The sequence below is a fragment of the Streptomyces sp. NPDC050856 genome, assembly GCF_040653855.1.
GTDB lineage: Bacteria > Actinomycetota > Actinomycetes > Streptomycetales > Streptomycetaceae > Streptomyces.
On record NZ_JBFAGV010000033.1, the window covers coordinates 1 to 24,791 of the forward strand.

Here is a 24,791-nt window from a genome sequence, read left to right on the forward strand (position 1 = left end):
GCCGCCGCCCCACCCCGGGCCGCCGCCGCCCGGGCCCTCGCCGGACCCGGTGCCCAAGCCGCCCGGGCCCGACCCGGTCCCGGGCCCCGAACCCGAACCCGGCCCGGCCGGCTGACCTCGCTCACGCCGCCCTGTCCGGGCGCCCGGGTTCGAACGCGCGCCCGAGCCCCGGACGCCGGGGCGCCGGCCCGGTAGCCCCGCCCGGCGCCCCGGGAACCCGCCGAGACGCCTGCGCCCCGGTGGCCCCGGTCTCCGGGGCAGCGATCCAGGAGGCCCCGCCGGACATCGGCCCCGGCCCGGTCGATCCACGCCGGTGCCGAGCGGTCACCGCCCCACCGGCTCGTGCAGCCCGGTACCACGACCTGTGGGCATACGCGCTGTACGCATCCGCACGGCGGGCGCACGGCGTCCACCGGTCCGCTCACACACCATCACATACCGGTCGCACCACGCGGGTTGATGCGCACGCGCGCCCCCGCACGCCCCTTGTCACGGGCAGTTGCCAGCCCCTAGCTTTGGCGGCTGTTGACGTGAGCGAGGGGGGATCCCATGGCCGTACGCGGCAGACACCGCCGGTATCAGCCCAGCCGTATCAACCGGGCATCGCTCACCGTCACGGCGAGCGGCGCCGGAATGGCCCTGCCGCTGATCGGCGCGGGCACGGCTCACGCGGCGTCGGACGACGTCTGGGAGAAGGTCGCCGCCTGCGAGTCCACCAACGACTGGCGGGTCAACACCGGCAACGGATACTACGGCGGGCTCCAGTTCAGCCAGTCCACCTGGGAGGCGTACGGCGGTACGCGCTACGCGCCGCGCGCCGACCTCGCCACCAAGGACCAGCAGATCGCCGTCGCCGAGAAGGTGCTCAAGGGCCAGGGCCCGCGCGCCTGGCCCACCTGCTCCGGCGAGGCCGGCCTCGTCCGTGGCGGCGACGCACCCGGCAGCACGCCCGAGCACCGGACCCAGTTCCGCTCCGTGGCCACCCAGCGCGCCGAGACCGCGAAGCCCACCGATGTGCCCACCCGGCGAGAGAGCTACACGGTCGCACGCGGCGACTCGCTCTCCGGCATCGCCGACGAGCAGCGGGTCCGGGGCGGCTGGCGGAGCCTGTACACCCAGAACCGCTCGGTCATCGGGGACGACCCCGACCTCATCATCCCGGGCCAGCGACTGAGCCTGCGCGGCCCGGCGGCCAAGCCCGCGCCGGCCGCCGAGCCCGCCCCCAGGCGGACCGCACCGGCCGTCAAGCCCGAACCCAGGCCCGCCACGGCGAAGCCGCAGCCCAGGCCCGCCACCGCGAAGCCGCAGCCCAGGCCCAAGCCCAAGCCGGAGAGCAGGCCCGCGTCCCGGTCCGAGTCCCGGCCGCAGTCCCCTGCCCGCGCCTTCAGCGCGCCCGTCGACGCCGGTCCCAGCACCGCTTACCGCACATCGGGCTCCTCCTGGTCGAGCGGGTACCACACGGGCGTCGACTTCGCGGTCCCCACCGGCACCGCCGTGCGGGCCGTCGCGTCCGGCCGGGTGGTCTCCGCCGGGTGGGGCGGCGCCTACGGGTACCAGGTCGTCATCCGGCACCACGACGGCCGGTACAGCCAGTACGCGCACCTGTCCGCGCTCGCCGTGCGCGAGGGCCAGAGCGTCAACAGCGGCCAGCGCATCGCCCGTTCCGGCTCGACCGGCAACAGCACCGGACCGCACCTGCACTTCGAGGTGCGTACGGGCCCGGGGTACGGCTCCGACATCGACCCGCTGGCCTATCTCCGGGCACGAGGCGTACGGCTCTGACGGCACCGGGCCGAGCGGCACCGGGCCGAGCGCTACCCGATTGAGCGCGCCGTGCTCAGCGGCCCCGTGCAGTGGTCCGGCGCCGCGAGGGCCGGCCGGCGCCCCGCCGGCCACGCGCCCCCCATGCCGCCGGACCGCCCCGGCGCGGGAGGGGCGGCCGGAGCGGGCGGCGGCGGCACGGACAGCGCCACCGGGTCCAATCCGCCACGACGGCCCATGAGATCGTTTCCGTCGTCGTCCCCGAGCACCCGATCCCGAGCACCCGATCGGTCGCCCCTCCACAGCGGGGAGGGGCGGTGATCCGCCGGGGGAGCGCCGGAGGGACCGGAGGAGCAGCGGCATGGATCTCGACGCGACCGCGTCGGTGGGGGGCTTCTTCGCCCTCCGGACGGAACCTCCCGAGCAGGGCGCACACCTCCCGCTCGCCCGGGTGTACGCCGGTGAGCACACGCCCCTGACCGCCCGGGTCGGCGCGGTCGCCGCCCGGCTGCGCACCGGCGAGCACCGGGTGGCAGCCTCCGTGGCGCACCTGGGCCTGGCCGCCCGGCTGTGGTCGGTGGCGTTGGGCTCCGCCGCGCTGCACGGCGCGTTCCCCGAGGTGACCCCCGGCTCGCTGCACTGGGACGGGGCGCGGAGCTCGCCGGACGACCTGTGGTGGGCGGGCTCCGGTACCCGGCCCGGCACCGCGGCGGAATTGCGGGAGGTCGTCCAGTACGGACACCTCGTGCCGCTCGGCGAGGCGCTGCGGCAGGGCGGACCGGTCTCCGCCGGGCTGCTGTGGGGCAACGCCGGCTCCGCGCTGGCCGGCGCCGTCCGCGAGCTCACGCGCTGGGCGCGCCGCCACGACCGCCCGGAGGTGGCGGAGCGCGCCACCACCCTCGCCGGCCGGCTCCTGGACCACCCGGACCTGGCGGGCACCGTCCACGGACCGGACCTGCGCCGCCGTACCTGCTGCCTGTACTACCGGTGCTCCGGCGGTGGCCTGTGCGGCGACTGCGTCTTCGACCACCCGCCGCGCAGGCCGCCGGGCCGCCCGGCGCCGGGCGCCCGCTGACGGTTTGGCGGCGGGCCCCCGAACTGTCGTAAAGTTCGGCTTTTGAAAAGTAAACGTGGCAGACGAGTGATCGAGGAACGGCAACGGCCATGACGGTGACAGAAGAGAACCAGGCGTACGGGCCGGGCATCGACCCCGAGCGCCTGGCCGTCTGCCTGAGCGTCCTGGAGGAGCTCGACCGGCTGGACGTCGACCACCCGGACGCGATCACCGTCCGCCGGGCGACGGCCGGGCTCTACCGCACGGTCAAGCAGCGCCGCCGCCAGGAGCGCCGGGCCGCCAAGACCGCGCACGACAAGGCCGTCACCGAGGCCACCGCGACCGGTTCCGCCGAGCGGATCGATGACGAGACCCAGGGGCTGCTGCCCTCGTCCTCGGTGGCCGGCGAGATCGCGGGCATACTCCAGCGGCCCCGCTCCTGCTACATCTGCAAGACCCGGTACGTCGAGGTCGACGCCTTCTACCACCAGCTGTGCCAGAAGTGCGCCGCCGAGAACCGGGCCAGGCGCGACGCCCGCACCGACCTCACCGGCAGGCGCGCGCTGCTCACCGGCGGGCGCGCCAAGATCGGCATGTACATCGCGCTGCGGCTGCTGCGCGACGGCGCGCACACCACCATCACCACCCGCTTCCCCAACGACGCGATCCGCCGCTTCAAGGCGATGCCGGACAGCGACGAGTGGATCCACCGCCTGAAGGTCGTCGGCATCGACCTGCGCGACCCGGCCCAGGTGGTCGCCCTCGCCGACTCGGTGGCCGCTGAGGGCCCGCTGGACATCCTGATCAACAACGCCGCGCAGACCGTGCGCCGCTCCCCGGGCGCCTACCGCGAGCTGGTCGCGGCCGAGTCCGCCCCGCTGCCCGCGGGCGAGCTGCCGTCCGCCCAGGTGATCGGCACCTTCAACAGCGGCGCCGTGGAGACGATGGCCGCGCTGCCGTCGGCCCGCCGGGGTGACGGCCTGACCGCCCAGGAGGTCACCGGCCTGGCCCTGGTCAGCGGCTCGGCGACGCTGGAGCGCATCGCCGCGGGCACCGCGATCGACGCCGGCGGCCTGGTGCCCGACCTGCACGACACCAACAGCTGGATCCAGACGGTCTCCGAGGTGGACCCGGTCGAGCTGCTCGAAGTCCAGCTGTGCAACTCCACCGCGCCGTTCATCCTGATCAGCCGGCTGCGCCCGGCGATGGCGGCGTCGCCGGCGAAGCGGACCTACGTGGTGAACGTCTCCGCCATGGAGGGCGTCTTCAGCCGGGGGTACAAGGGCGCGGGGCACCCGCACACCAACATGGCCAAGGCGGCGCTGAACATGCTCACCCGCACCAGCGCCCAGGAGATGTTCGAGGCCGACCGCATCCTGATGACGGCGGTCGACACCGGCTGGATCACCGACGAGCGCCCGCACCCCGACAAGGTCCGGCTGGCCGAGGCGGGCTTCCACGCCCCGCTGGACCTGATCGACGGCGCGGCCCGGGTCTACGACCCGATCGTGCGCGGTGAGATGGGTGAGGATCTGTACGGCTGCTTCCTCAAGGATTACGCGCCTGCCAACTGGTGACACTTGGGTGACCGTTAGTGCGCGAAGTGTCCAGAAATCGACTTTGTGACGCGTTCCATCGAGCGCGAACGTGCTCATTTGGTTACTCTGAAGCGAACGGTCGGCCGACAGGGATCCACGAAACCCCTGGGGCCGGCCACGGGACAGGCCTGCCACCAAGGCTGCGGTCCCGCCCGAGTACCGGCGCCACCGCGACCGAACGGCACATGTCCTCATAGGTTCGCGACACTAAGGAGTGCGCGGTGACACCCGAACTGACGAAGCAGGAACAGCGTCCGGCGGAGCACGGCGAACGTTCCGCCCGACCCGACACCCTGGGCAGCCTCGAAGTGTGGGCCCGCTCGGCCCCCATCCGGCTGGCCGGTTACGAGGACGACCTCGCCGAGCCGCACATCCTGCCCGGCATCGACTGATCCCCTGACCCGTCGGGCCACGGGTCCGCCGACCCGCTGATCCGTACGCTTCGCCCATGTGCCCCCCGCCCCGCCGGCGGGGGGCACATGGGCGTCCGTACGGGTGACGGGCGGGAGGGCGGGCCGGACGTCATCGGCATCCGTTCGGCCCGCCGTACCGCCGCCGCAAGGTAACCGGGTCCGGGCACCGGTGACGACCTCTGCCCAAGGGTTCACTCGCGGGTGAGCCGGGTGGGCGGCAGGAATTCCCGTACCCGGCTCCGGTGCCACCAGGCGCCGGTGTCCCGCAGCTCGCGCCAGGTCGTGAACCGGTATTGGTAGAGCCGGGCCCGGATCCGTACCGGCGGCGCGTCGGGGAACGGGTTGTGGCGCAGCAGCCGCAGGGTGTCCCGGTCGCCTTCGAGCAGGCGCTCGACGAACGGCCCGAACCAGGGGTGGGCGTAGGCGGGCGAGAGCGCGGCGAACCACAGCATCCAGTCCAGGCGCAGGTGGTACGGGGCGAACTGGCGCGGCAGCCGGCGCACGTCGTCCGGTTTGCCCTTGAACCCGTACTCCCGCCACACGGTGCCGGGGTGGACGGTCGGCTCGTCCGTGCCCTCGATCACGATCTCGTACCGGACCCGGCCGACCGTGCCGAACGCCCCGTAGGTGTTGACCAGGTGCAGCGGGTCGAAGGACCGGTTCATCGCCTGGTGACGGGAGAGCAGGTTGCGCGCCGGGCGCACGCTCAGGACCAGCACCAGGACGGTGACGGCGATCACCAGGACGCCGTACCAGAGCGGGGCACCGGGCCGCGCCGGCGGCTCAGCGACCAGCGAGCCGTCCACGGCCGACAGGGCCAGGACGATGGTGATCCAGTTGAGCCAGGCGAAGTTCCCGGAGAGCACCAGCCACAGCTGGGTCACCACGACGAGGCCCGCGGCCGCGCTCGCCACCGGCTGCGGAGCGAACAGCAGGACCGGCACGACCAACTGCGTGACGTGGTTGGCCGCGGCCTCCACCCGGTGCAGCGGCCTGGGCAGCCGGTGGAAGAACCAGCTCAGCGGGCCCGGCATGGGCTGGGTCTCGTGGTGGTAGTACAGGCAGGTCAGGTTCCGCCAGCAGGCGTCCCCGCGCAGTTTGATCAGCCCGGCGCCGAACTCCACCCGGAACAGCAGCCAGCGCAGCAGGAACAGCACGAGCACCGGGGGAGCGGTGTCGTCGTTGCCCAGGAAGACGGCCAGGAAGCCGGTTTCCAGGAGGAGTGATTCCCAGCCGAAGCCGTACCAGGTCTGCCCGACGTTGACGATCGACAGGTACAGGCCCCACAGCACCGCCCACATCAGCATGGCGACCGCCAGGGGCACCGCGTCGCCGGCCCCCGCGATCAGGGCAGCCGACAGCGCCGCCCCGCCCCAGGCACAGAGGGAGAAGAACCGGTCCGAGTAGTGCAGCCGGAAGAGGCTGGGCGCCCGGCGGGCAGGGACCCGCCGCAGATGGTCGGGGACCGGCGTCATACCGCGCTCGCCGATCAGCGGGCGGAACTGCAGTGCCGCGCAGAGGAAGGCCACCAGGTACACCCCGGCCAGGGCCCGCTGGAACACCAGCCGGCTCAGCCAGTAGTCCTCGTCCCCGAACCAGGTGAACCACTCCATCGAGTCCAGTATCGGGCAGGCGGCACCGCCCCGCGCCGGGTCAGCCCGCGGCGAGGCCGCTCAGTTCGCGGCCCAGGCGGCGCGCGTACCACCGCTGGAGCACCGGGACCAGGGGCCCGGCCACCCGTGTGTACCAGCGGGCCGGCCGGCTGAACGCCGTCACCGTGAACCACACCGAACCGTCCTCGCGCAGATCGACCACGAAGGACTCCTCCCCGCTCTCCGGGTGTCCGGTGAGAGTGCCGTACGCGAAACCGGTGCGCTCCGGCTCGTACACCGTCCACACCACCCGGCAGGGCGCGCCGATGACGCGCAGCGGTCCGACACCGAGCACCACCTCGACGCCTGTGCCCGGTTCGGCGCGCACCGACGTGGCCTGGATCCGGACACCCGAGGCGCGGTGCGTCCGCCAGGTGGTGACGGCCGCGCCGGCGGCCCGGAAGACGTCGCCGCCCGCACCGATCCGGACCTCGTGGCGCAGGTGGTGGTAACCGGCGGGCAGCGGGCCGGTCCGGGTGGCGCCGACGTCCGGATAGCTGAACGCCGGTGCGCCGGTGCCGCTCGGGCCGCGGACGGGACGGGTCATGCGGGCGTCTCCCTCAGTCGTCGCCAGGCCAGCACCGAGCACAGCGCGAAGCCCAGGGCGTTGCCCAGGCCGTGGGTGGCGGCCATCCAGGTCAGGTTCGGGTGGGGCAGGCCGGTCGCCTCGCCCAGGGCCCAGCTCAGCGCGAGCAGCATGGTCGCCACCAGGACGGCGGCCGAGACGGCGAGCAGCCCGCGGGTGAGCCGGTCACGGCCGCCGGCCCTGACGTCCCGCCAGGTCAACAGCGCGACCGCCCACATCCCGGCGGTGAGGACGAGTGCCCCGGCCAGTTCGGCCCAGTCGTCGAGGAAGTAGCCGAGCAGGACCAGCAGGGTGCCCAGCGGCACGCTGTACGCCGCGAAGCGCCCGGCGGGGCGGTCGGTCGCGCGGCACACCAGCCCGGCCACCAGGGCGGCGGCGAAGCCGGCGAAGTGGAAGTGGGGCACGGTCAGCGCCAGGATCCCCAGGTCGAAACCGAGGAGCGGATGCCCCCACCGCTCGGCGACCAGGGCCGACGCGGCGACCGAGGGGCTCACCAGGGCGGTGGTGACGGCGACCTCGGCGGCCGCCCCCGGGTAGCGGCGGGCCGGCCGGCGCGCCGCGTGCAGGGCGAGGAGGGCGGCCCCGAGCGCGTACCAGCCGGCCAGGGCGGTGGCGACGGCGCCGCGCGGGAGCCACAGGGACATCGCGCCGGGCACCGCGAACAGTGGCCACAGTCGCGCCGTGCGGACCAGCTCGGCCGTGTCCATCAGGCGCAGCCCCGCCGGAACGATCACCAGCATGCCGAGCATCACGACCAGGCCGACCAGTACGGACATCGCGCGCCCCCCTGTTGAACACGTTCAATTCACTTTCCGGGGGTGAGCCTAGGGCCTTGTCTGAACGTGTTCAAGTGCGCGGGGTGGTGGGCCTGCCTCCGGTTGCGGTCCGGAGTCCGATCCGGCAGAGATTGCAGGGATGGCGCGGACCAACGGACGCCAGGACGGACCGGGTCGAGGAGTGGAGGTCGCGTGCGTTCCACCACACGGCATCGTCGGCGTACCGCCCCCGCCGCACTGGCCGCTGGGCTGCTGCTCGCGGGCTGCGGCGGCGACGGCGGGCAGCAGCCGGTCGCGGGCACGGCCGTCGAGCGGGCGGGGAGCGCCCGGGAGGTGCGCCTCCAGCCGCTCGCCGCCCGGGGCCCCGATCCGTTCACCGCGTCGACGGCCAGGCCGTCGCCCCCCGGGGCCGGGGCGCCCGGACCGGCCGGCCCCCCGCCGCCCGGTGGCGGACGGACGCCGCGCGCGGTCCCGGGCGACACCCCGGGGCTGTACGGCGGCACGCGCTCCCGTGCCGGCTGCGACGTGGAGAAACAGGTGCGCCTCCTCTCGCGCGACCGGGCCAGGGCGGGTGCCTTCGCGCAGGCCGCCGGGATCAGGCAGGCGGACATCGCCTCCTGGCTGCGCGGTCTCACCCCGGTCACCCTGCGGGCCGACACGCGGGTCACCAACCACGGCTACCGCGACGGCGCGGCCACCGCGTACCAGGCCGTCCTCCAGGCCGGCACCGCCGTACTGGTCGACCAGTACGGCGCTCCCCGGATCCGCTGCGCCTGCGGCAACCCGCTGCGCTCACCGGCCGCCGACCGGGGCGAGGCCGTCCACAAGGGCAGCCCCTGGCCCGGTTACCACCCCGGCCGGGTCGTGGTCGTCGACGCCACCCAGCAGGTCGTCCCCAGCCTGATCATCGTGGACGACGCCGACAACACCTGGATCGAGCGGAAGGCCGGCACCGACGGGGAGCGGGACAAGCACCCGGACGTGCCGCCGCCGTACGCCCCCACCCGTCCCGGCGAACCGAACGGTCCGGCCAGCCCCGGGGAGGGGTCCGCCGACCCGGGCGAGACCGGGGCCGAGCCCCCCGGTGCCTCCGAGCCCGGTGCCGTGTCCCCGGAGGACTGCCCGACCGAGCTGCCGGGCCCGCACGTGCCCGGCGAGGCGCCGTCCCGGTCCCCGGTGGTCCCGCCCGGCTGTCCCACGCCGCCACCGCCGCCTTCGCCGCCCCTCCTGCCGGACGGTCCGGAGGACCCGGGCCCGGACGCCCAGGACCCGGGGGCCGGCGACCCCGGCGGCCCGCTGGTCGCACCGGACGCGCCGGCGGTACCGGAGACGTACGAGGGGTGACGGGTCCGCTCCCGCGGCGGACCCGCCCCCGCGTCACCGCTCGTTCCGGCAACCGGTCGAAAAACCCAACAAATGATGGCAGAGTGGCTCCATGGTTGATCCGGCGGCGGACGCCCTGTCGCTCCCCGAGGACTGGCCCGCCCACCCGGATCTGAGTCTGGCCCTCAACCGCATGGGCAGCTTCGACTGGGACCTCGACACCGGGCTGATGCACTTGGACCCGGCCGCCCTCGACGTGTTCCAGGTGGACGCCACCGAATACGACGGACGGCCGGAGAGCCTCGCCCCCCGGGTACCTCCCAGCGAGGCCGTCCGGCTCGACGGGATGGTCACCCAGGCCCTCAAGCGCGGCAGCACCCACTACGGCGCGTACTTCCGCATCCGCGACCGGCGGGGAGCGCTGCGCTGGACGCATACCCAGGGATGCATCAGGCGGGACGAGACCGGGCGCCCGCGCCGCATCATCGGCATCGTCCGCGACGCCACCCAGGAACTGGCCGAATCCACCGCCCGGCGGGAGGTCGACACCGAACGGCGCCGCCAGACCAGCGTGGTGGAGTCGACCACCGCGGCCCTCGCCCACGCCAGGACCGTGCAGGACGTCATCGACGTCCTGAAGGACTCGCACGGCCTGGAGCACCTCGGCGCCACCAGCCTGGTGATGGGACTGCTGGAGGCCGGCCGCATCCACCTGGTCGCCGACGGACCGGTGGACTCCTTCGTCCCCGGCACCCGTTACACCCGGGTGGACGAGCAGTACCCGATGAGCGAGGTGGTGCGCACCCTCGCGCCCCGGTTCATCGAGTCCCCCGACGACTTCGCCACCTCGTACCCGATCCTCTGGCCGCACATCAGCGGACTCGGCATCACATCCGCCGCCTACCTGCCGCTGATCGCCCAGGCCCGGCCCATCGGGGCGCTCGGGCTGCTCTACAGCGACAAGGACGGCTTCTCCGCCGAGGACCGCAACGTGCTCGTCGCGCTCGGCAGCAGCATCGCGCAGAGCCTCCAGCGCGCCATGCTCTTCGAGCAGGAACACGACCTGGCCGAGGGGTTCCAGCAGGCGATGCTGCCCCGCCGCATCCCGCATGTGCCGGGCGCGCAGATCGCCGTCCGCTACCGATCGGCCCGGCTGGGCCGCGACATCGGCGGTGACTGGTACGACATCATCCCGCTGCCCGGCGGGCGGGTCGGCATGGTGATCGGGGACGTGCAGGGGCACGACACGCACGCCGCGGCCGTGATGGGGCAGCTGCGCATCGTGCTGCGGGCCTACGCCGCCGAGGGGCACACACCGGCCACGGTCATGGCGAGGGCCTCGGTCTTCCTGCACGAACTGGACACCGACCGCTTCGCCACCTGCACCTACATGGAGGCCGACCTGGCGACCGGGGTGATCCAGGTGGTGCGGGCCGGCCACGTCGACCCGCTGCTGCGCGACACGGACGGTCGGTGCCGCCGGGTGCCGGTCGCCGGCGGACTGCCGCTGGGCCTGTCGGCGGAGTTCGGGCAGCTCGACTACCCGGTCGGCACCCTGGAGCTGGACCCGGGCCAGACCTTGCTCCTCTACACCGACGGCCTCGTCGAACAGCCGGGGTCCGACCTGGACGAGGGCATGCGGTGGCTCACCGGCCTCGTGTGCGACGGGCCGCGGGACCTCCGGCTGCTCGCCGACCGGCTGTGTGACGTGGTGGACGAACGCGGCGGGGACGACGACGTGGCCATCCTGCTGCTGCGCCGCCAGGGGGGGTACACCCCGCAGGCCGGCGGCCGGTTCCAGCAGCATGCCGCCCCGAGCGACCCCGAGGCGTTGCGCTCGGCCCGGCACATGATCCGGGCGGCGGTGCGGGCGTGGGGCGCGGGGGAGCGGGCCGACGAGATCGAACTCGTCGCCGACGAGCTGATCACCAACGCGCTGCTGCACACCGACGGCGGGGCCATCGTCACCCTACGGGTGCTGACCGGCCCGCAGCGGCGCCTCAGGGTCGAGGTGGAGGACCGCTCCAGCGCGCTGCCGCGCCGCCGGGAGGCGGGCGGGGCCGGGGTCTCCGGCCGCGGACTGCTGCTGGTGGACCGGCTGGCCGATGTGTGGGGAGTGGAGTCGCGCGGCGGCGGCAAGTGCGTCTGGTGCGAGTTCGCCGTGCCGGACAGCCGCCCGGCGTAGTCCGTTCGGCCGGCGCGCTCCCGGGTCCGGGGGCGGCCGGGAAACCGGCGCTGCCGGCACCGGCCAACATGTGCAGGTAACTGAACGTGATTGGTACGTGCTTGACCGTAACCGACCGAAAGAGATTGACTGTGCTTCCGTAGCCCCTCCAGGACACGAGGATCCCTTGAGCGTTGAGCTGCTGGCACCTCTCGATCTGGCCTTCTGGCACCTCGAGTCGGCCGACCACCCCATGCACCTGGGCGCGCTGGCCCGTTTCGACCCGGGGCCGGCCGACCCCGACGGCGTACGGGAACTGCTGGAGCGGCGCGCCGCCGCGATCCCGCGCCTGCGGACACGCGTACGGGACGTCCTGCTGCCGGTCGGCGGCGCCGCCTGGAGCGTGGCCGAGGACTTCGACGTGCGCCGCCATGTGCACCACGTCCGGCTCGGCGGCGGCGACTTCACCACGCGCGCCGCCCAGCTCGCCGGGGTGCTGATGGAACGACCACTGGAGCGGGGCCTGCCGCCCTGGGAGATGTACCTGCTGAGCGGCGGCGAGCCGGGCGGGCCCTTCGCGGTCCTGGTCAAACTGCACCACGCGCTCGCCGACGGCATGCGCGCGGTGGCCATCGGCGCCGGGATCTTCGACGAGATCGCGGGCGGCGGGGCGGCGGCCCGGGGCGGCCCCGCCTCCGGGCCGCCCCGCTCCCGGCCGTCCGGAGGCGGGCCCGCTGCGGGCACCGCGCGCGGCCGGATCGAGGAGCTCGGCCGCGCCCTGGGGGTCGGCGCCTCCGTCGTACGGGCCAGCCGCCTGGACCCGCGGGGCACACCCGCGCTCACCGCCTCCTCCAGCGGTACCCGCCGCCTGGCCACCGCCGAACTGGACCTGGAGGAGGTGCGCCGGGTGCGCCGGGAACGGGGCGGTACCGCCAACGACGTACTCCTGGCCGTCGTCGCCGGAGCCCTGCGCCACTGGATGGTCGAGCGCGGCGACCCGCTGCCCGCCGCCGACCCGCGCGCCCTGGTGCCCGTCTCGCGGCGCCGCCCCGGCGCCCCGCCCCGGTCCGGCAACACCTTCTCGGCCTACCTCCTGGACCTGCCCGTGGGCGACCCCGACCCGCTGCGCAGACTCGGCGCGGTACGCCGGGGCATGGACCGTAACAAGGCGGCGGGACCCGGCCGCGGGGCGGGCGCGCTGGCCGTGCTGGCCGACCAGTTGCCGCCGCTGGCCCACCGGTTCGGCGCGCCGCTGGCGGGCAGCGCCGCACGGCTGCTCTTCGACGTACTGGTGACCAATGTGCCGCTGCCGCGCTCGGCCCTCTCACTCGGCGGCTGCCCGCTGCGCGCCCTGTACCCCATGGCGCCGCTGGCCCGCGGCCAGGCCCTGGCCGTCGCGATGACCCCGTACGGATGCCGGGTCCACTTCGGCCTGGTCGCCGACGGCAGGGCCGTACCCGACCTGGACCGGCTCGCCGACGCCCTGCACGCCGAACTCGCCGAGCTGGTCAAACGCACCGAAGCGCGGGCCGCCGGCACCGGTTGACGGCGGGCGGGCCCGCCGGAACCGGCTGACGACGCGCGGGCCGCCCGGTGGTACGGCAGGCTGGACCCATGCCCGAACTGCCCGAGGTCGAAGCACTGCGCGCGTTCCTCCAGGACCACCTGGTGGGCAAGGAGATCGCCCGCGCCCTGCCCGTCGCGATCAGCGTCCTGAAGACCTACCGGCCGCCGCTGACCGCGCTGGAGGGTGCCACCGTCACCGCCGTCGACCGGCACGGCAAGTTCCTCGACCTCACCGCCGGCGACCTGCACCTGCTGGTCCACCTCGCCCGCGCGGGCTGGCTCCAGTGGCGCGACGTCCTGCCCTCCGGGCCGCCGCGCCCCGGGAAGGGACCGCTCGCCCTGCGAGTGGCGCTCACCGGCGGCGACGGCTTCGACCTCACCGAGGCGGGCACGACCAAGCGCCTCGCCGTCCACCTCGTCACCGACCCGGCGGAGGTGCCCGGCGTCGCCCGCCTGGGCCCGGACCCGCTCGCCGACGACTTCGACCGGGACGCCTTCGCCGCCCTGCTCGCCGGGGAGAACCGCCAGGTCAAGGGTGCCCTGCGGGACCAGAGCCTGATCGCGGGCATCGGCAACGCCTACAGCGACGAGATCCTGCACGCCGCCCGGATGTCCCCGTTCAAGCCCGTCCGGAACCTCGGCGAGGACGAGATCACGGCACTGTACGAGGCCGTGCGCGGCACCCTGGCCCACGCCGTCGAACGCTCGCACGGCCTGGCCGCCGGACGCCTGAAGGCCGAGAAGAAGAGCGGCCTGCGCGTCCACGGCCGCACCGGTGAGCCCTGTCCGGTCTGCGGCGACACCATCCGGGAGGTGTCGTACAGCGACTCCTCGCTCCAGTACTGCCCCACCTGCCAGACCGGCGGCCGGCCGCTCGCCGACCGCCGGCTCTCCCGCCTGCTCAAGTAGGCCGGCGCGCAGGCGGCCGATCGGCCACCCGGCCGGCGCGCCACACGCTCCGGCGACCGGGCCCCGGCCCGGCTGCCGGGCCCGGCGCCGCCGACGTCACGGGCGCAGCGCCACCAGCCGCTCGCCATCCGTGCCCCACACCTCCAGCCGGTCGATGTCCCCGCCGCGCAGCGCGGTGACGCCCTCGACCACCGGCTCGTCGGTGCCGGTCACCGTCCACGTCAGCACCGGCAGCGCCCGTCCGTCCGTCCCGACCGCGACCAGCCGGCACACGCGCGGTCCGCGCACGCCCGCCACCCGCAGCGCCACCTCCGTACCCCACTCGCGGTCCCGCAGCGCCACCGCGAGCGCCGCACCCGTGACCGCGTCCGTGGCCGAGAACCGCCGCGGCCCCGGGTCGCCGTCCGGCACCAGCAGTGCGGCGCCCGGTACCGTGACGGCCACCGCCGCGGCCACCGCGGCCAGGCCCGACCGCCACCGGAGCCGGTGCGCCCGCCGGGTCCGGTGCGCCGGGACCGGCGGCACCGAACCCGGCACCAGCGGCGCCCGGCCCGCCAACTGGGCCAGCGCCGACGCGGCCCCGGCGAGGTCCGTCAGCCGCACCGCGCACGGCAGGCACCGCGCCAGGTGCTCCTCGCACCGCAGCGCGTCGGCCGGTTCGAGCACGCCCAGCGCGTAGGCGGCGACATCGTGATGCCGCTCCCGCAGACCCATGGGTGTGCCTCTCTCCGCGTACTCGTCGGTGCCGTCACCGCCGCCGATGCCGCAGACCAGTACGCAAGCCGGGCGCTTCGCGCTCAATCCCCCCTCGCCCTACACTCCGCAGCATGCTGCGCGTACTGGCCGTCGACGACGAGGCGCCCGCCCTGGAGGAACTGCTCTACCTGCTGCGCCGCGACCCCCGGGTGCGCAGTGCCCGGGGCGCCACGGACGCGACCGAGGCCCTGCGCCGCATCGGCCGCGCGCTCGACGCCGACCAGGGCGGACCGGACGCGGTCGACGTGGTGTTCCTCGACATCCACATGGCCGGGCTCACCGGCCTGGACATCGCCCGGCTGCTCGCCGGGTTCGCCAAGCCGCCGCTGATCGTCTTCGTCACTGCCCACGAGGGGTTCGCCGTCCAGGCGTTCGACCTCAAGGCGGTCGACTACGTCCTCAAACCCGTCCGCGCCGAGCGCCTGGCCGAGGCGGTGCGCCGGGTCAGCGAGCTGTCCGCCCCCGTGCCCGCCGCCGGCGGCGCGGCCGCGGAACAGATCCCGGTCGAACTGGGCGGCGTCACCCGCTTCGTACCGGTCGACCGCATCACCTATGTGGAGGCGCAGGGCGACTACGCGCGCCTGCACACCGACGGCGGCAGCCACCTGGTGCGCATCCCGCTGTCCGCCCTGGAGGAGCGGTGGGCGGCACGGGGTTTCGTACGGATACACCGCAGCCACCTCGTCGCCCTGGGCCGCATCGAGGAACTGCGGCTGGACGGCGGCGCGACCACGGTCCGGGTGGGCGGCGCCCAACTCCCCGTCAGCCGCCGCCACGCCCGCCACCTGCGCGACCTGCTGACCCGGCACGCCCGCGGCTGACCCTCCGGCCCCGGGCGCCGGACACCGCCTCCCGCCGGCCCGGGAGGGCTCCACGGGACTACCTTCGGCCAGGGCTTCTGCGTAGACTCCGAGGCCCGATCCGGCCGACCCACGGACCCCGATGCACGCAGAGCCGCCGCCCCCGCACCGCCCCCGCCGCCAGACCGTGACCGGTGTGCCCCGCCCCGTCCGCAGGCCGCCCGGTCACGCTCCCGCCCGGTCGGAGATCAGCGAGCAGACCACGCTCGGCCACACCTACGTACGGTCCCTGATGCGCAGTCAGCTGCGGGCGGCACTGCGCACGCTGGGCGCCCTGGCCCTGCTCGTCGGCTCCCTGCCGCCGCTGTTCGCGCTGCCCCGGGCGCTGGAGGGCACCGCACGCTCGTCGGAGCCCTTCGTGTGGGCGGCCCTCGGGGTGGGCGTCCACCCCGTCATATGGCTGCTCGCCCGCTGGTACGTACGGCGCGCCGAGCGCAACGAACGCGACTTCACCGGCCTGGTGGAAGGCCGCTCGACGGCGTGACCCGGACGTGAACCAGACCTACGCGGTGGCCGCCGTCACCGCCGTCGTCGCCGCCACCGTCCTCATCGGCGCGCTGGGCCTGCGCATCTCGCGCACCACCTCCGACTTCTACGTCGCCTCCCGCACCGTGGGGCCCGGCCTCAACGCCGCCGCCATCAGCGGCGAGTACCTCTCCGCCGCCTCCTTCCTGGGCGTCGCGGGACTGGTCCTCCTGCAGGGGCCCGACATGCTCTGGTACCCGGTCGGTTACACCGCCGGATACCTCGTACTGCTCGTCCTGGTCGCCGCCCCGCTGCGCCGCTCCGGCGCCTACACCCTCTCCGACTTCGCCGAGGCCCGTCTCCAGTCGCCCCGGGCGCGGCGGCTGGCCAGCCTGTTCGTCGTCGGCATCGGCTGGCTCTACCTGCTGCCCCAGCTCCAGGGCGCCGGCCTCACCCTGGAGATCCTCACCGGCGCGCCCGAGTGGGTGGGCGGGCTGGTCGTCGCCGTCGTCGTCACCGGGGCGGTCGCGGCCGGCGGCATGCGCAGCATCACCTTCGTCCAGGCCTTCCAGTACTGGCTCAAGCTGACCGCCCTGCTGGTGCCCGCGCTGTTCCTGCTCACCGCCTGGGCCCGGGACGACGCGCCACGCGCCCGGTTCGACGCCCCGGCCGTCTTCCGCGAGCACACGGTGGTGCGCGTCGACGACACCGTGCGCGTCGACGTCGGCGCCCCGCTGACCCTGACCGTCTCCGGGCGGGTGGACTCCACCGAGTACCGGGGGACCGTCGTCACCCTCACCCGGGGCAGCCACCGCGTCCAAGCGGGCACCACCCTCGCCTTCCCCGCCGGCGCCCGCGTCCCCGAGCGGGCCGCCACCGGAGGTGATCCGCTCGGCTGGTCCCAGCCGCTGGCCGGCGGCCACGACGGTGCGCAGCTCTACGCCACCTACGGGCTGATCCTCGCCACCTTCCTCGGCACCATGGGCCTGCCGCACGTGGCCGTCCGCTTCTACACCAGCCCGGACGGCCGGGCCGCGCGCCGTACCACCCTCGTGGTGCTCGCCCTGGTCGGCGCGTTCTACCTGCTGCCGCCGCTCTACGGGGCGCTCGGCCGGATCTACGCGCCCGAGCTGGCCCTCACCGGCGCGGCCGACGCCGCCGTGCTGGTGCTGCCCGACCGGCTCGTCGGCGGGCTCGCCGGGGACCTGCTGGGCGCGCTGCTGGCGGGCGGGGCGTTCGCCGCGTTCCTGTCGACGGCCTCCGGGCTGACCATGTCGGTGGCCGGGGTCCTCACCCAGGACGTCCTGCCCTCGCGCGGGGTACGGCACTTCCGGCTCGCGACCCCTGTCGCCATGGCCGTGCCGCTGGGCGCCAGCCTGGTGGCCACCGAGGTGCCGGTGGCCGACGCCGTGGGCCTGGCCTTCGCGGTGTCCGCGTCCTCGTTCTGCCCGCTGCTGGTGCTGGGCATCTGGTGGCGGCGGCTGACCCCGCCCGGCGCCATGGCCGGTCTCCTCACCGGCGGCGGGGCCGCGCTCACCGCCGTGATGGCCACCCGTGCCGGGCTCGCCCCCGGGGGCTGGCCGCACACCCTGATGGCCTGGCCGGCCGTCTGGTCCGTACCGCTCGGCTTCCTCACCATGGTGGCGGTGTCCCTGGCCACCCCGGGGCGCGTACCGCCCGGTACGCCCGCCATCCTGGCCCGGCTCCACCTGCCCGAGGGCCTGCTGGACCGCCCCCGTGCCGAGCGGGCGCGGCGGTGAGCGCCACCCTGGCCGCCCTGGCCGGAGTGCTGCTGGTGGCCGGGGGTTTCGCCCTCGGCAGGCTGACCGCCCGGCGCGGCGGCCGGGACGTCCACGACCTGGGCACCCCCGTCGAACGGGCCACCTTCCGCACGCTGCACACCGCCTCGCTGGCCGCGCCCCCGCTGCGCGCCGGCCTCACCGAGGACACGGCCCGCAGGGCGGCCCGCCGGCTGCGCTCGCTGCTGGGCACGGAGGCGCTGTGCCTCACCGACCGCACCGCCGTCCTCGCCTGGGACGGACCGGGCGCCGCCCACCACCGCGACCGGGTCATGGAGCGGGTCGCCGGACCGCTCGCCTCCGGCCGGGGCCAGAGCGTGCGCGTCGACTGCGCGGATCCGGACTGTCCGCTGCGCTGGGCCGTGATCGCCCCGCTCACCGGCGAGGACGGCGTACTGGGCACGCTGGTGGCGTACGGCTCACGGGAGTCGGCGGTGCTGGCGCGGGCGGCCACCGAGGTGGCCCGCTGGGTCTCCGTACAACTGGAACTGGCCGAGCTGGACCGCTCCCGCACCCGGCTGATGGAGGCCGAGCTGCGCGCCCTGCGCGCCCAGATCTCCCCGCACTTCATCTTCAACTCACTGGCCGCCATCGCCTCGTTCGTGCGCACCGACCCGGAGCGGGCGCGCGAACTGCTCCTGGAGTTCGCGGACTTCACCCGCTACTCGTTCCGGCGGCACGGCGATTTCACCCAGCTCGCCGACGAACTGCGCTCCATCGAGCAGTACCTGGCGCTGGCCGGGGCACGGTTCGGCGACCGCCTCCGAGTCACCCTCCAGGTCGCCCCGGAGGTGCTGCCGGTGACCCTGCCGTTCCTCTGCCTCCAGCCCCTGGTCGAGAACGCGGTGAAGCACGGCCTGGAGGACTCCCGCACCACCTGCCGGGTCACCATCGCCGCCCGGGACGCGGGCGCCGAGGCGGTGGTCACCGTGGAGGACGACGGCGTCGGCATGGACCCCGACGTCCTGCGCGCCGTGCTGTCCGGCGAGCGGCCCGGGACCTCCGGGATCGGCCTGTCCAACGTCGACGAACGGCTCCGCCAGGTGTACGGGGACGCCTACGGCCTGGTGGCCGAGACGGCCGTGGGCGCGGGCATGAAGGTCACGGTCCGCATCCCCAAGTACCGGCCGGGTGTCCACCGGGGCACGCCCTGACCCGCGGCCTCAGCACAGCCGCAGGGCCAGGTGCCCCAGCGGCAGGCCCAGCCGCCAGGAAGGCAGCCAGACCCGGTCGGACTCGTCCACCGCGATCCCGGCCACCGGGGCGGGCGGCCGGGCGCCCAGGTCGGCGGCGAGCAGTTCGGTGCCCTCCAGCAGCCGCCAGGTCTCCTCGGCGAGCGCCAGGTCGGGCGCGGTGCCCTCCGGACCCGCGCCGTGCGCCGTGCCCCCGGCACCGCCACCCGTCGCGCTCCCGCGCCGGGCAGCCAGGCGCTCACGCACCCAGTCGTGCCAGTCCCGGTCGTGCGCGGTGCGCGTCAGGCATTCCTCCAGCCGGGCCCGCGCGCCGCCGGCGGAGTCGCGTTCGGTGCCGTCGCAGAGGTACAGGGTGAGCGCGAGCGTCCGGCGGCCCGCCCGGTACTCCAGCGAGCCCGGTTCGACCAGGTCCCCCGACCGCAGCAGTTCATCGGCCACGTACTCGGCACACAGCCAGGCCATCGGGACGGCCAGACCGCCCCCGCCGGTGCCGTTGGTGCTTTCGGGCCGCAACGTTCCCACCTTCTCCCGGACGTTCCTGTGCGTGCGCGGCGCGCCGCGCGTGTCTAGACGACGAGCCTCCACCGCGGGCCGCGGTGGCGGGCCGCGATTCCCCCAACTGGAGGCGGTGGTTTCCCCGGTGTTCCCATGCGGTCGGGACCGGAGCGTGACCCACGGTTCGAGTGGGTTTCAGGGGGACGGTGAGCCCGACAGCGTACGGCTGTACCCCGGCAGGCACCGCCCCAGCGCGCGCAGCGCGTAGTACGAGCGCGACTTGACCGTCCCGGCCGGTATACCGAGCTCCGCCGCCGCCTCGTTCACCGTCAGGCCGTGGAAGTAGAGCCGTACCAGCACCGCGCGGTGCTCCGGGCTCAGCCCCCGCACCGCGGCCCGGACATCCAGCGCGGCGACCGCCGACTCGGTCACGTCGGCCGGGTCCGCGGTGGTGGCCAGCGCTCCCTCCCCGACCTCGGCGGGACGGGCCAGCCGGGACCGGCGGGCGTCGATCGCCAGCCGCCGGCCGACCGTGAAGAGCCACGGGCGCATCGACTCGTACGGGGCCTCGAACGCCTCGGGGTGCTGCCAGGCCCGCACCAGGGTCTCCTGCACCAGGTCCTCGGCGCGCTGCTGGTCCCCGTAGGTCAGACCGAGCAGGAAGCTCAGCAGCGCCGCTCCGTGTTCCCGCTGGAGCTCCGCCAGGGTCCGCTCGTCGGTGGTCGCCGTCGCCGTCGTCATCTCGCTCCTTCCCGCGGTGTCGACCCCTGGGGCGTATCCGAGCGCATCCGGCGCCGAAGGGACAGGCGGCGCACCGCGATGTGCGGCGAGCGGTCGCACGGAGCGGCGAGTGGTGCGGCGAACGGTCGGCCGGCCCATTCCGTATGGTTCGAGCGGTTTGTGTGATTTTTCAGCTTTGAGGATTGGCTGATTCCCGGACTCCGTATGGATGCCAGGGAGCCCGCTGCCCCCGAAGCCCTACGGAGCCCGGCCGATGACCACCCCACGCACCCGACGGAAGACGGTGGCCGCGACCGCCGTACTGCTCCTGGCCACGGCAGGCTGCGCGGGCGCGCAGCCGCCCACCGCCCCCGCTCCCGCGCCCCGGACGTCCGCGGCCGCCGACCCGGCCGCCCTGGCACACACCGCCCCCTCGTCGGCCGGCGGCCCCACCGCCGCCACCGCCGGGCGAGGCTTCACCCTCGTCGCCACCGGCGACGTCCTCCCGCACGCCTCGATCATCCGCCAGGCCCAGGCGGACGCGGGTGGCGGCGGCTACGACTTCCGCCCCATGCTCTCCGGCGTCAAACCGGTCATCTCCCAGGCCGACCTGGCGATCTGCCACATGGAGACGGTCTACGGCCCCGACGGCGGCCCCTACACCGGCTACCCGAAGTTCGTCTCGCCGCCCCACATCGCGGCCGCCCTGCGCGACACCGGCTACGACTCCTGCTCCACCGCCTCCAACCACACCCTGGACGACGGGACCGCCGGGCTCCGACGCACCCTGGACGCCCTGGACAAGGTGGGCGTCAAGCACGCCGGGTCGGCCCGCAGCGCCGACGAGGCCGCCCGGCCCACGCTGCTGAGGGCGGGCGGAGCCACCGTCGCCCACCTCGCCTACACCTACGGGCTCAACGTCTCCCCGCCGCCCGACGACCAGTCCTGGGCGGTCAACCTCATCGAGGAGGAGCGGATCGTCACCGACGCCCGGGCGGCCCGCGCGGCCGGCGCCGACGTCGTGGTGGTCAGCGTGCACTGGGGCACCGAGTGGCAGACCGCGCCCGACGAGCAGCAGCTGACCCTCGGGCGCGCGCTGACCGCGTCCACCACCGAGGGCCGCCCCGACGTCGACCTCGTCCTGGGCACCCACGCCCATGTTCCCCAGGCGTACGAGAAGGTCAACGGCACCTGGGTCGTCTACGGGATGGGCGACCAGATCGCCGGGGACATGATCAACAATGACGGGGTCCGCGACCCGCGCGGCAACGAGGGCACCATCGGCCGCTTCACCTTCGCCCCGCCCGCCGCGCCGGGTGAGCGCTGGCGGGTCACCAGGGCCGAGTTCCTGCCGCAGTGGTTCGACACCGCGCCGGGCAGGGTCGTGGACCTGAACGCCGCCATCGGGCGCGGCCGGGACCTCACCCGGGTGCGCGACCGCATCCGCCAGGTCGTCCTCAGCCGCGGGGCGGCCGAGGACGGCCTGGTGATGGGTAGCCCGGGTCAGGGCGCGGGCGGCCCGGCCGCCGGGGTCCGTTCCCCGGCCAGCTCCGACCGGCGGTACGAGTAGCCGAAGTAGACCACCAGGCCCAGCAGGAACCACACCCCGAACCGCGCCCAGGTCTGCCACTGCAGGAACGTGATCAGCCAGATCGAGAAGACCACGCCCAGCGCCGGCACCACCGGCATCCCCGGGGTGCGGAACGTGCGCGGCAGGTCCGGCCGCTTGTAGCGCAGCACGATCACCGCCACGCACACCACGACGAAGGCCAGCAGGATGCCGATGTTGGTCAGTTCGGCCGCCTCGCCGATGGGCAGGAACCCGGCGATGGCCGCCGACGCCAGACCGACGATCCAGGTCACCCGGGTCGGCACGTGCCGGGTCGGGTGGGTCTTGGCGAACCAGCGCGGCAGCAGGCCGTCCCGGCTCATCGAGAACCAGACCCGGGTGACACCGAGCATGAAGGTGAACATGACGGTGAGGATGCCGATGATGGCTCCCAGCGCGATCACATTGGCGAGCCCGCCCAACCCCACCGACTTGAACGCGGTGGAGAAGCCGCTCTCCTTGTCGACCTCCGTGTAGTTCTGCATGCCGGTCAGCACCAGGCAGGCCAGTACGTACAGCACCATCGAGACGGCCAGCGAGTAAAGGATCGCCTTGGGCATGTGCCGCTGGGCGTCCTTGGACTCCTCCGCCGCCGTCGACATGGCGTCGTAGCCGAACACCGCGAAGAATACCGTCGCCGCGCCGGTGAAGGCGCCGCCCAATCCGTAGGGGAAGAACGGGTTGTAGTTCGCGGTGTCGACGTGGAAGAAGCCGACCACGATCACCAGCAGGACGACCAGCACCTTCAGCACCACGACGACCGTCTCGAAGCGCGCCGCGTTCTTGATGCCCAGCGTGAGCAGGTAGGCGATCAGCAGACACAGCAGCGCGGCGAACAGGTCCACCCGGTGGCCCTCGCCGGTGCCCGGCGCGCCCAGCATCCAGGCGGGCAGTTCGGTGCCCATCTCGCCCAGCAGGAAGTTGAAGTAGCCGGAGATCCCGATCGCGACGACGGCCACGATCGCGGTGTACTCCAGCAGCAGGTCCCAGCCGATGAACCAGCCGGCCAGCTCGCCGAGGACGGCGTACCCGTAGGTGTACGCGGAGCCCGCCTTGGGGATCAGCCCGGCGAACTCGGCGTAGCTGAACGCGGCGGCGGCACTGGCCACTCCGGCGATCAGGAACGAGACCAGCACCGCCGGGCCCGCGGTGCCGTTCGCGACGGTACCGGCGAGGGTGAAGATCCCCGCGCCGATGATGCCGCCGACACCGATGGCGGTGAGCTGCCACAGCCCGAGCGTGCGGGTGAGCCGTTCCTCGGCGCCGCCCTCCTCGATCTGTTCGATGGGTTTGCGGCGCAGGATTCCCTGCCCCGCACGGATTGGGGCCATGGGGCGTCACCTCTCAGCGGACGGCATCGGCTGACGGCGGATCATGATGGCCCACGCCGGGCCCCGGGGGAAGACGACACACGACCGTCCGGGGGGACCAACCCGGTCCGCAGGGCCGGCGGCCCCCGGCGGCGTGGCGGCGCGCTGGTCCCATCGGGTGCAATCGGGAGCGGGGCCGGTGTGGGTGAGGGGCCCGCGGCATCCGCCATGCGAGCTATTAGTCATGAAAAAGGACCAGATGCTCACGGGGCGGCGCATGCTGCTGCGCATCGCCACCGCACTCGGGGCCACCACCACCGTCGGACTGTTCGCCTCGGACCGGCTGTCCGGCCCGCGCCCAGCCCCGCCCGGGCCGCCCCGCCCCGCCCCGCGCGGGGCCGCCGGACCCCAGGCGAGCAGCCGCCTGGCGGCCTCCGCCCACCGGCTCCAGCCCATGACCTCGTACACACCGCCGCGCCTGCGCCGGGCCGCGCCGCCCGTGCGCCGCCGGCCCTTCCTGCGCATGTCCGGCGCCGGACGCACGATGGTGCTCAGCTTCGACGACGGACCCGACCCCCGCTACACCCCCGAGATCCTGCGCACCCTGCGCCGGCACGACGCGCGCGCCATGTTCTTCGTCTGCGGCGAGATGGCCGCGGCCCACCCCGACCTGGTGCGCGAGATGGCCGACGACGGACACGTGGTGGGCAACCACTCCTGGTCGCACCCCCTCATCCCCACCCTGCGCCCCTCGCGCATCCGCGACGAGCTCGGCCGCACCAGTGAGGTGATCGAGCGGACCGCCGGCGCCCCGCCCCTGTGGTACCGCGCCCCCTACGGCGCCTGGAACCGGCACTCCTTCGAGATCGGCGCCGAACTGGGCATGGAACCGCTGGCCTGGACACTGGACACGCTCGACTGGCAGGAGCCCGGCAGCGCGGTGATCGCGCGCCGGGTGCTGGACGGGGCGGCGCCCGGCGTGGTGGTGCTCTCCCACGACGCGGGCGGTGACCGCTCGCAGAGCGTGGCCGCGCTGGGGACCTACCTGCCCAAGTTGCTGGACGCCGGCTACCACCTCACCGTGCCCCGCCGGTGAGGTGGCGCGGGGCGGCTGCTCAGCGGGTGTCCACCATCCGGGCGAAGACCACCACATTGCCGTCGTAGCCGGTGGCCTTCGAGTAGCCGCCGCCGCACGTGATCACCCGGAGCTCGGCGTGCCCGGTGGCGCCGTAGACCCGTACCCCGGGGAAGTCGTGCTTCGAGAACACCTCGACGCCGTACACCTCGAAGACGGCCACCCGGCCGTCGTAGCGCGTCACCTCGACGTGCCGGCCCGGTGTGAGGGAGCCGAGCCCGTAGAAGACGGCCGGGCCCGCCTCGTTGTCCACATGGCCGACGATGACCGCGGTGCCGAGCTGACCGGGCGCGACACCGTTCTGGTACCAGCCCGCCAGATTCGGGTCCTGCGCCGGTGGCGCGTCGATCCAGCCCTCCGGGTCCAGGCCCACGTCCATCACCGGGGCGTCGACATTGATGGCCTCGATCCGCACCCGGGACGCCGGCGCGTACGCCAGCGGCTCCAGCGAGGCCGGCGGAATGGGTGCCGCGACGGCCGACCGGCTCTTGGGGGAGGCCGCGGCGGACGCCGGCTGCGGCGGACCGAGGTGGGCGTCGACGCCGTTCCGCATCATCGCGAGACCAGTGAGCATGACGAGAGCGAGCGCGCCCCACGGCTGGCGCCTCCTCCACGCGAAGCCACCGCGGTCCAGGCCCATGCTTCTC

At 74.5% G+C, this 24,791-nt stretch carries 22 protein-coding genes; 14 read left to right on the forward strand and 8 right to left on the reverse strand.

Annotated features, from left to right (window positions below; translation table 11 throughout):
- Positions 1–549 precede the first annotated feature (549 nt).
- The 4 genes from AB0H53_RS24485 (at position 550) to AB0H53_RS24500 (ending at position 4,805) form a co-directional block, all read left to right on the forward strand.
- A complete protein-coding gene (locus tag AB0H53_RS24485; RefSeq protein ID WP_362117176.1) occupies positions 550–1,782 on the forward strand; it encodes a transglycosylase family protein in 1,233 nt (410 codons plus the stop codon).
- Between the two features lie 340 nt (positions 1,783–2,122).
- A complete protein-coding gene (locus AB0H53_RS24490) occupies positions 2,123–2,836 on the forward strand; it encodes a (2Fe-2S)-binding protein (RefSeq protein WP_362117179.1) in 714 nt (237 codons plus the stop codon).
- 89 nt (positions 2,837–2,925) lie between these two features.
- Entirely contained in the window at positions 2,926–4,392 is a 1,467-nt protein-coding gene (locus AB0H53_RS24495; RefSeq protein ID WP_362117182.1) for an SDR family NAD(P)-dependent oxidoreductase, read from the forward strand.
- A 242-nt stretch (positions 4,393–4,634) separates the two neighbouring features.
- The gene (locus AB0H53_RS24500; protein ID WP_362117185.1) at positions 4,635–4,805 is read left to right on the forward strand and encodes a hypothetical protein; all 171 of its coding nucleotides are present in this window, start codon (positions 4,635–4,637) and stop codon (positions 4,803–4,805) included.
- A 212-nt stretch (positions 4,806–5,017) separates the two neighbouring features.
- On the opposite strand, the gene AB0H53_RS24505 is transcribed toward AB0H53_RS24500, so the two are convergent.
- The 3 genes from AB0H53_RS24505 to AB0H53_RS24515 are packed head-to-tail and all read right to left on the reverse strand — an operon-like array spanning position 5,018 to position 7,840.
- Positions 5,018–6,439: a lipase maturation factor family protein gene (locus AB0H53_RS24505; protein ID WP_362117188.1), complete on the reverse strand. Its 1,422-nt coding sequence runs from the start codon at positions 6,437–6,439 to the stop codon at positions 5,018–5,020.
- A gap of 40 nt (positions 6,440–6,479) precedes the next feature.
- Positions 6,480–7,025 carry a DUF1990 domain-containing protein gene (locus tag AB0H53_RS24510; protein WP_362117191.1) on the reverse strand — a complete coding sequence of 182 codons (546 nt, stop codon included), beginning with the start codon at positions 7,023–7,025 and terminating at the stop codon, positions 6,480–6,482.
- The gene (locus AB0H53_RS24515) at positions 7,022–7,840 is read right to left on the reverse strand and encodes a YndJ family protein (RefSeq protein WP_362117194.1); all 819 of its coding nucleotides are present in this window, start codon (positions 7,838–7,840) and stop codon (positions 7,022–7,024) included. The genes AB0H53_RS24510 and AB0H53_RS24515 overlap by 4 nt, the downstream gene beginning before the upstream one ends.
- A 192-nt stretch (positions 7,841–8,032) precedes the next feature.
- Here AB0H53_RS24515 and AB0H53_RS24520 point away from each other — a divergent pair, with 192 nt between their 5' ends.
- From AB0H53_RS24520 to AB0H53_RS24535, 4 genes are all read left to right on the forward strand, one after another.
- Positions 8,033–9,184, forward strand: a complete 1,152-nt coding sequence (locus tag AB0H53_RS24520) for a DUF6777 domain-containing protein (protein ID WP_362117196.1) — start codon at positions 8,033–8,035, stop codon at positions 9,182–9,184.
- Positions 9,185–9,275: 91 nt separating this feature from the next.
- Entirely contained in the window at positions 9,276–11,348 is a 2,073-nt protein-coding gene (locus AB0H53_RS24525) for a SpoIIE family protein phosphatase (RefSeq protein ID WP_362117199.1), read from the forward strand.
- 166 nt (positions 11,349–11,514) lie between these two features.
- Complete coding sequence (locus AB0H53_RS24530; protein ID WP_362117202.1) at positions 11,515–12,873, forward strand: wax ester/triacylglycerol synthase family O-acyltransferase; 1,359 nt, start codon at positions 11,515–11,517, stop codon at positions 12,871–12,873.
- Positions 12,874–12,941: 68 nt separating this feature from the next.
- On the forward strand, positions 12,942–13,802 hold the full coding sequence (locus AB0H53_RS24535) for a DNA-formamidopyrimidine glycosylase family protein (RefSeq protein ID WP_362117205.1): 861 nt from the start codon (positions 12,942–12,944) through the stop codon (positions 13,800–13,802).
- Between the two features lie 96 nt (positions 13,803–13,898).
- On the opposite strand, the gene AB0H53_RS24540 is transcribed toward AB0H53_RS24535, so the two are convergent.
- Positions 13,899–14,603: a zf-HC2 domain-containing protein gene (locus AB0H53_RS24540; protein ID WP_362117208.1), complete on the reverse strand. Its 705-nt coding sequence runs from the start codon at positions 14,601–14,603 to the stop codon at positions 13,899–13,901.
- Between the two features lie 26 nt (positions 14,604–14,629).
- On the opposite strand from AB0H53_RS24540, the gene AB0H53_RS24545 reads away from it, so the two are divergent.
- From AB0H53_RS24545 to AB0H53_RS24560, 4 genes are all read left to right on the forward strand, one after another.
- On the forward strand, positions 14,630–15,379 hold the full coding sequence (locus AB0H53_RS24545) for a LytTR family DNA-binding domain-containing protein (RefSeq protein ID WP_362117211.1): 750 nt from the start codon (positions 14,630–14,632) through the stop codon (positions 15,377–15,379).
- A gap of 121 nt (positions 15,380–15,500) precedes the next feature.
- Positions 15,501–15,902, forward strand: coding sequence for a hypothetical protein (locus AB0H53_RS24550; RefSeq protein WP_362117214.1), 402 nt, complete (start codon positions 15,501–15,503; stop codon positions 15,900–15,902).
- 7 nt (positions 15,903–15,909) lie between these two features.
- On the forward strand, positions 15,910–17,643 hold the full coding sequence (locus AB0H53_RS24555; protein WP_362117217.1) for a cation acetate symporter: 1,734 nt from the start codon (positions 15,910–15,912) through the stop codon (positions 17,641–17,643).
- Positions 17,640–18,836, forward strand: a complete 1,197-nt coding sequence (locus tag AB0H53_RS24560; protein WP_362117220.1) for a histidine kinase — start codon at positions 17,640–17,642, stop codon at positions 18,834–18,836. Before AB0H53_RS24555 ends, AB0H53_RS24560 begins: the two co-directional genes overlap by 4 nt.
- Before the next feature lie 9 nt (positions 18,837–18,845).
- Here the strand turns inward: AB0H53_RS24560 and AB0H53_RS24565 are convergent, their stop codons facing one another.
- Positions 18,846–19,388: a hypothetical protein gene (locus AB0H53_RS24565; RefSeq protein WP_362117223.1), complete on the reverse strand. Its 543-nt coding sequence runs from the start codon at positions 19,386–19,388 to the stop codon at positions 18,846–18,848.
- Between the two features lie 177 nt (positions 19,389–19,565).
- Positions 19,566–20,111 carry a sigma-70 family RNA polymerase sigma factor gene (locus tag AB0H53_RS24570; RefSeq protein ID WP_362117225.1) on the reverse strand — a complete coding sequence of 182 codons (546 nt, stop codon included), beginning with the start codon at positions 20,109–20,111 and terminating at the stop codon, positions 19,566–19,568.
- Positions 20,112–20,364: 253 nt separating this feature from the next.
- On the opposite strand from AB0H53_RS24570, the gene AB0H53_RS24575 reads away from it, so the two are divergent.
- On the forward strand, positions 20,365–21,660 hold the full coding sequence (locus AB0H53_RS24575) for a CapA family protein (protein WP_362117228.1): 1,296 nt from the start codon (positions 20,365–20,367) through the stop codon (positions 21,658–21,660).
- Here the strand turns inward: AB0H53_RS24575 and AB0H53_RS24580 are convergent.
- On the reverse strand, positions 21,594–23,030 hold the full coding sequence (locus tag AB0H53_RS24580; RefSeq protein WP_362117231.1) for an amino acid permease: 1,437 nt from the start codon (positions 23,028–23,030) through the stop codon (positions 21,594–21,596). The two genes, AB0H53_RS24575 and AB0H53_RS24580, sit on opposite strands and share 67 nt — an antisense overlap.
- A 223-nt stretch (positions 23,031–23,253) precedes the next feature.
- Here AB0H53_RS24580 and AB0H53_RS24585 point away from each other — a divergent pair, with 223 nt between their 5' ends.
- Positions 23,254–24,105, forward strand: coding sequence for a polysaccharide deacetylase family protein (locus AB0H53_RS24585; protein ID WP_362117234.1), 852 nt, complete (start codon positions 23,254–23,256; stop codon positions 24,103–24,105).
- A 19-nt stretch (positions 24,106–24,124) separates the two neighbouring features.
- On the opposite strand, the gene AB0H53_RS24590 is transcribed toward AB0H53_RS24585, so the two are convergent.
- Positions 24,125–24,784: a class F sortase gene (locus AB0H53_RS24590; RefSeq protein ID WP_362117237.1), complete on the reverse strand. Its 660-nt coding sequence runs from the start codon at positions 24,782–24,784 to the stop codon at positions 24,125–24,127.
- Between the last annotated feature and the right edge of the window lie 7 nt (positions 24,785–24,791).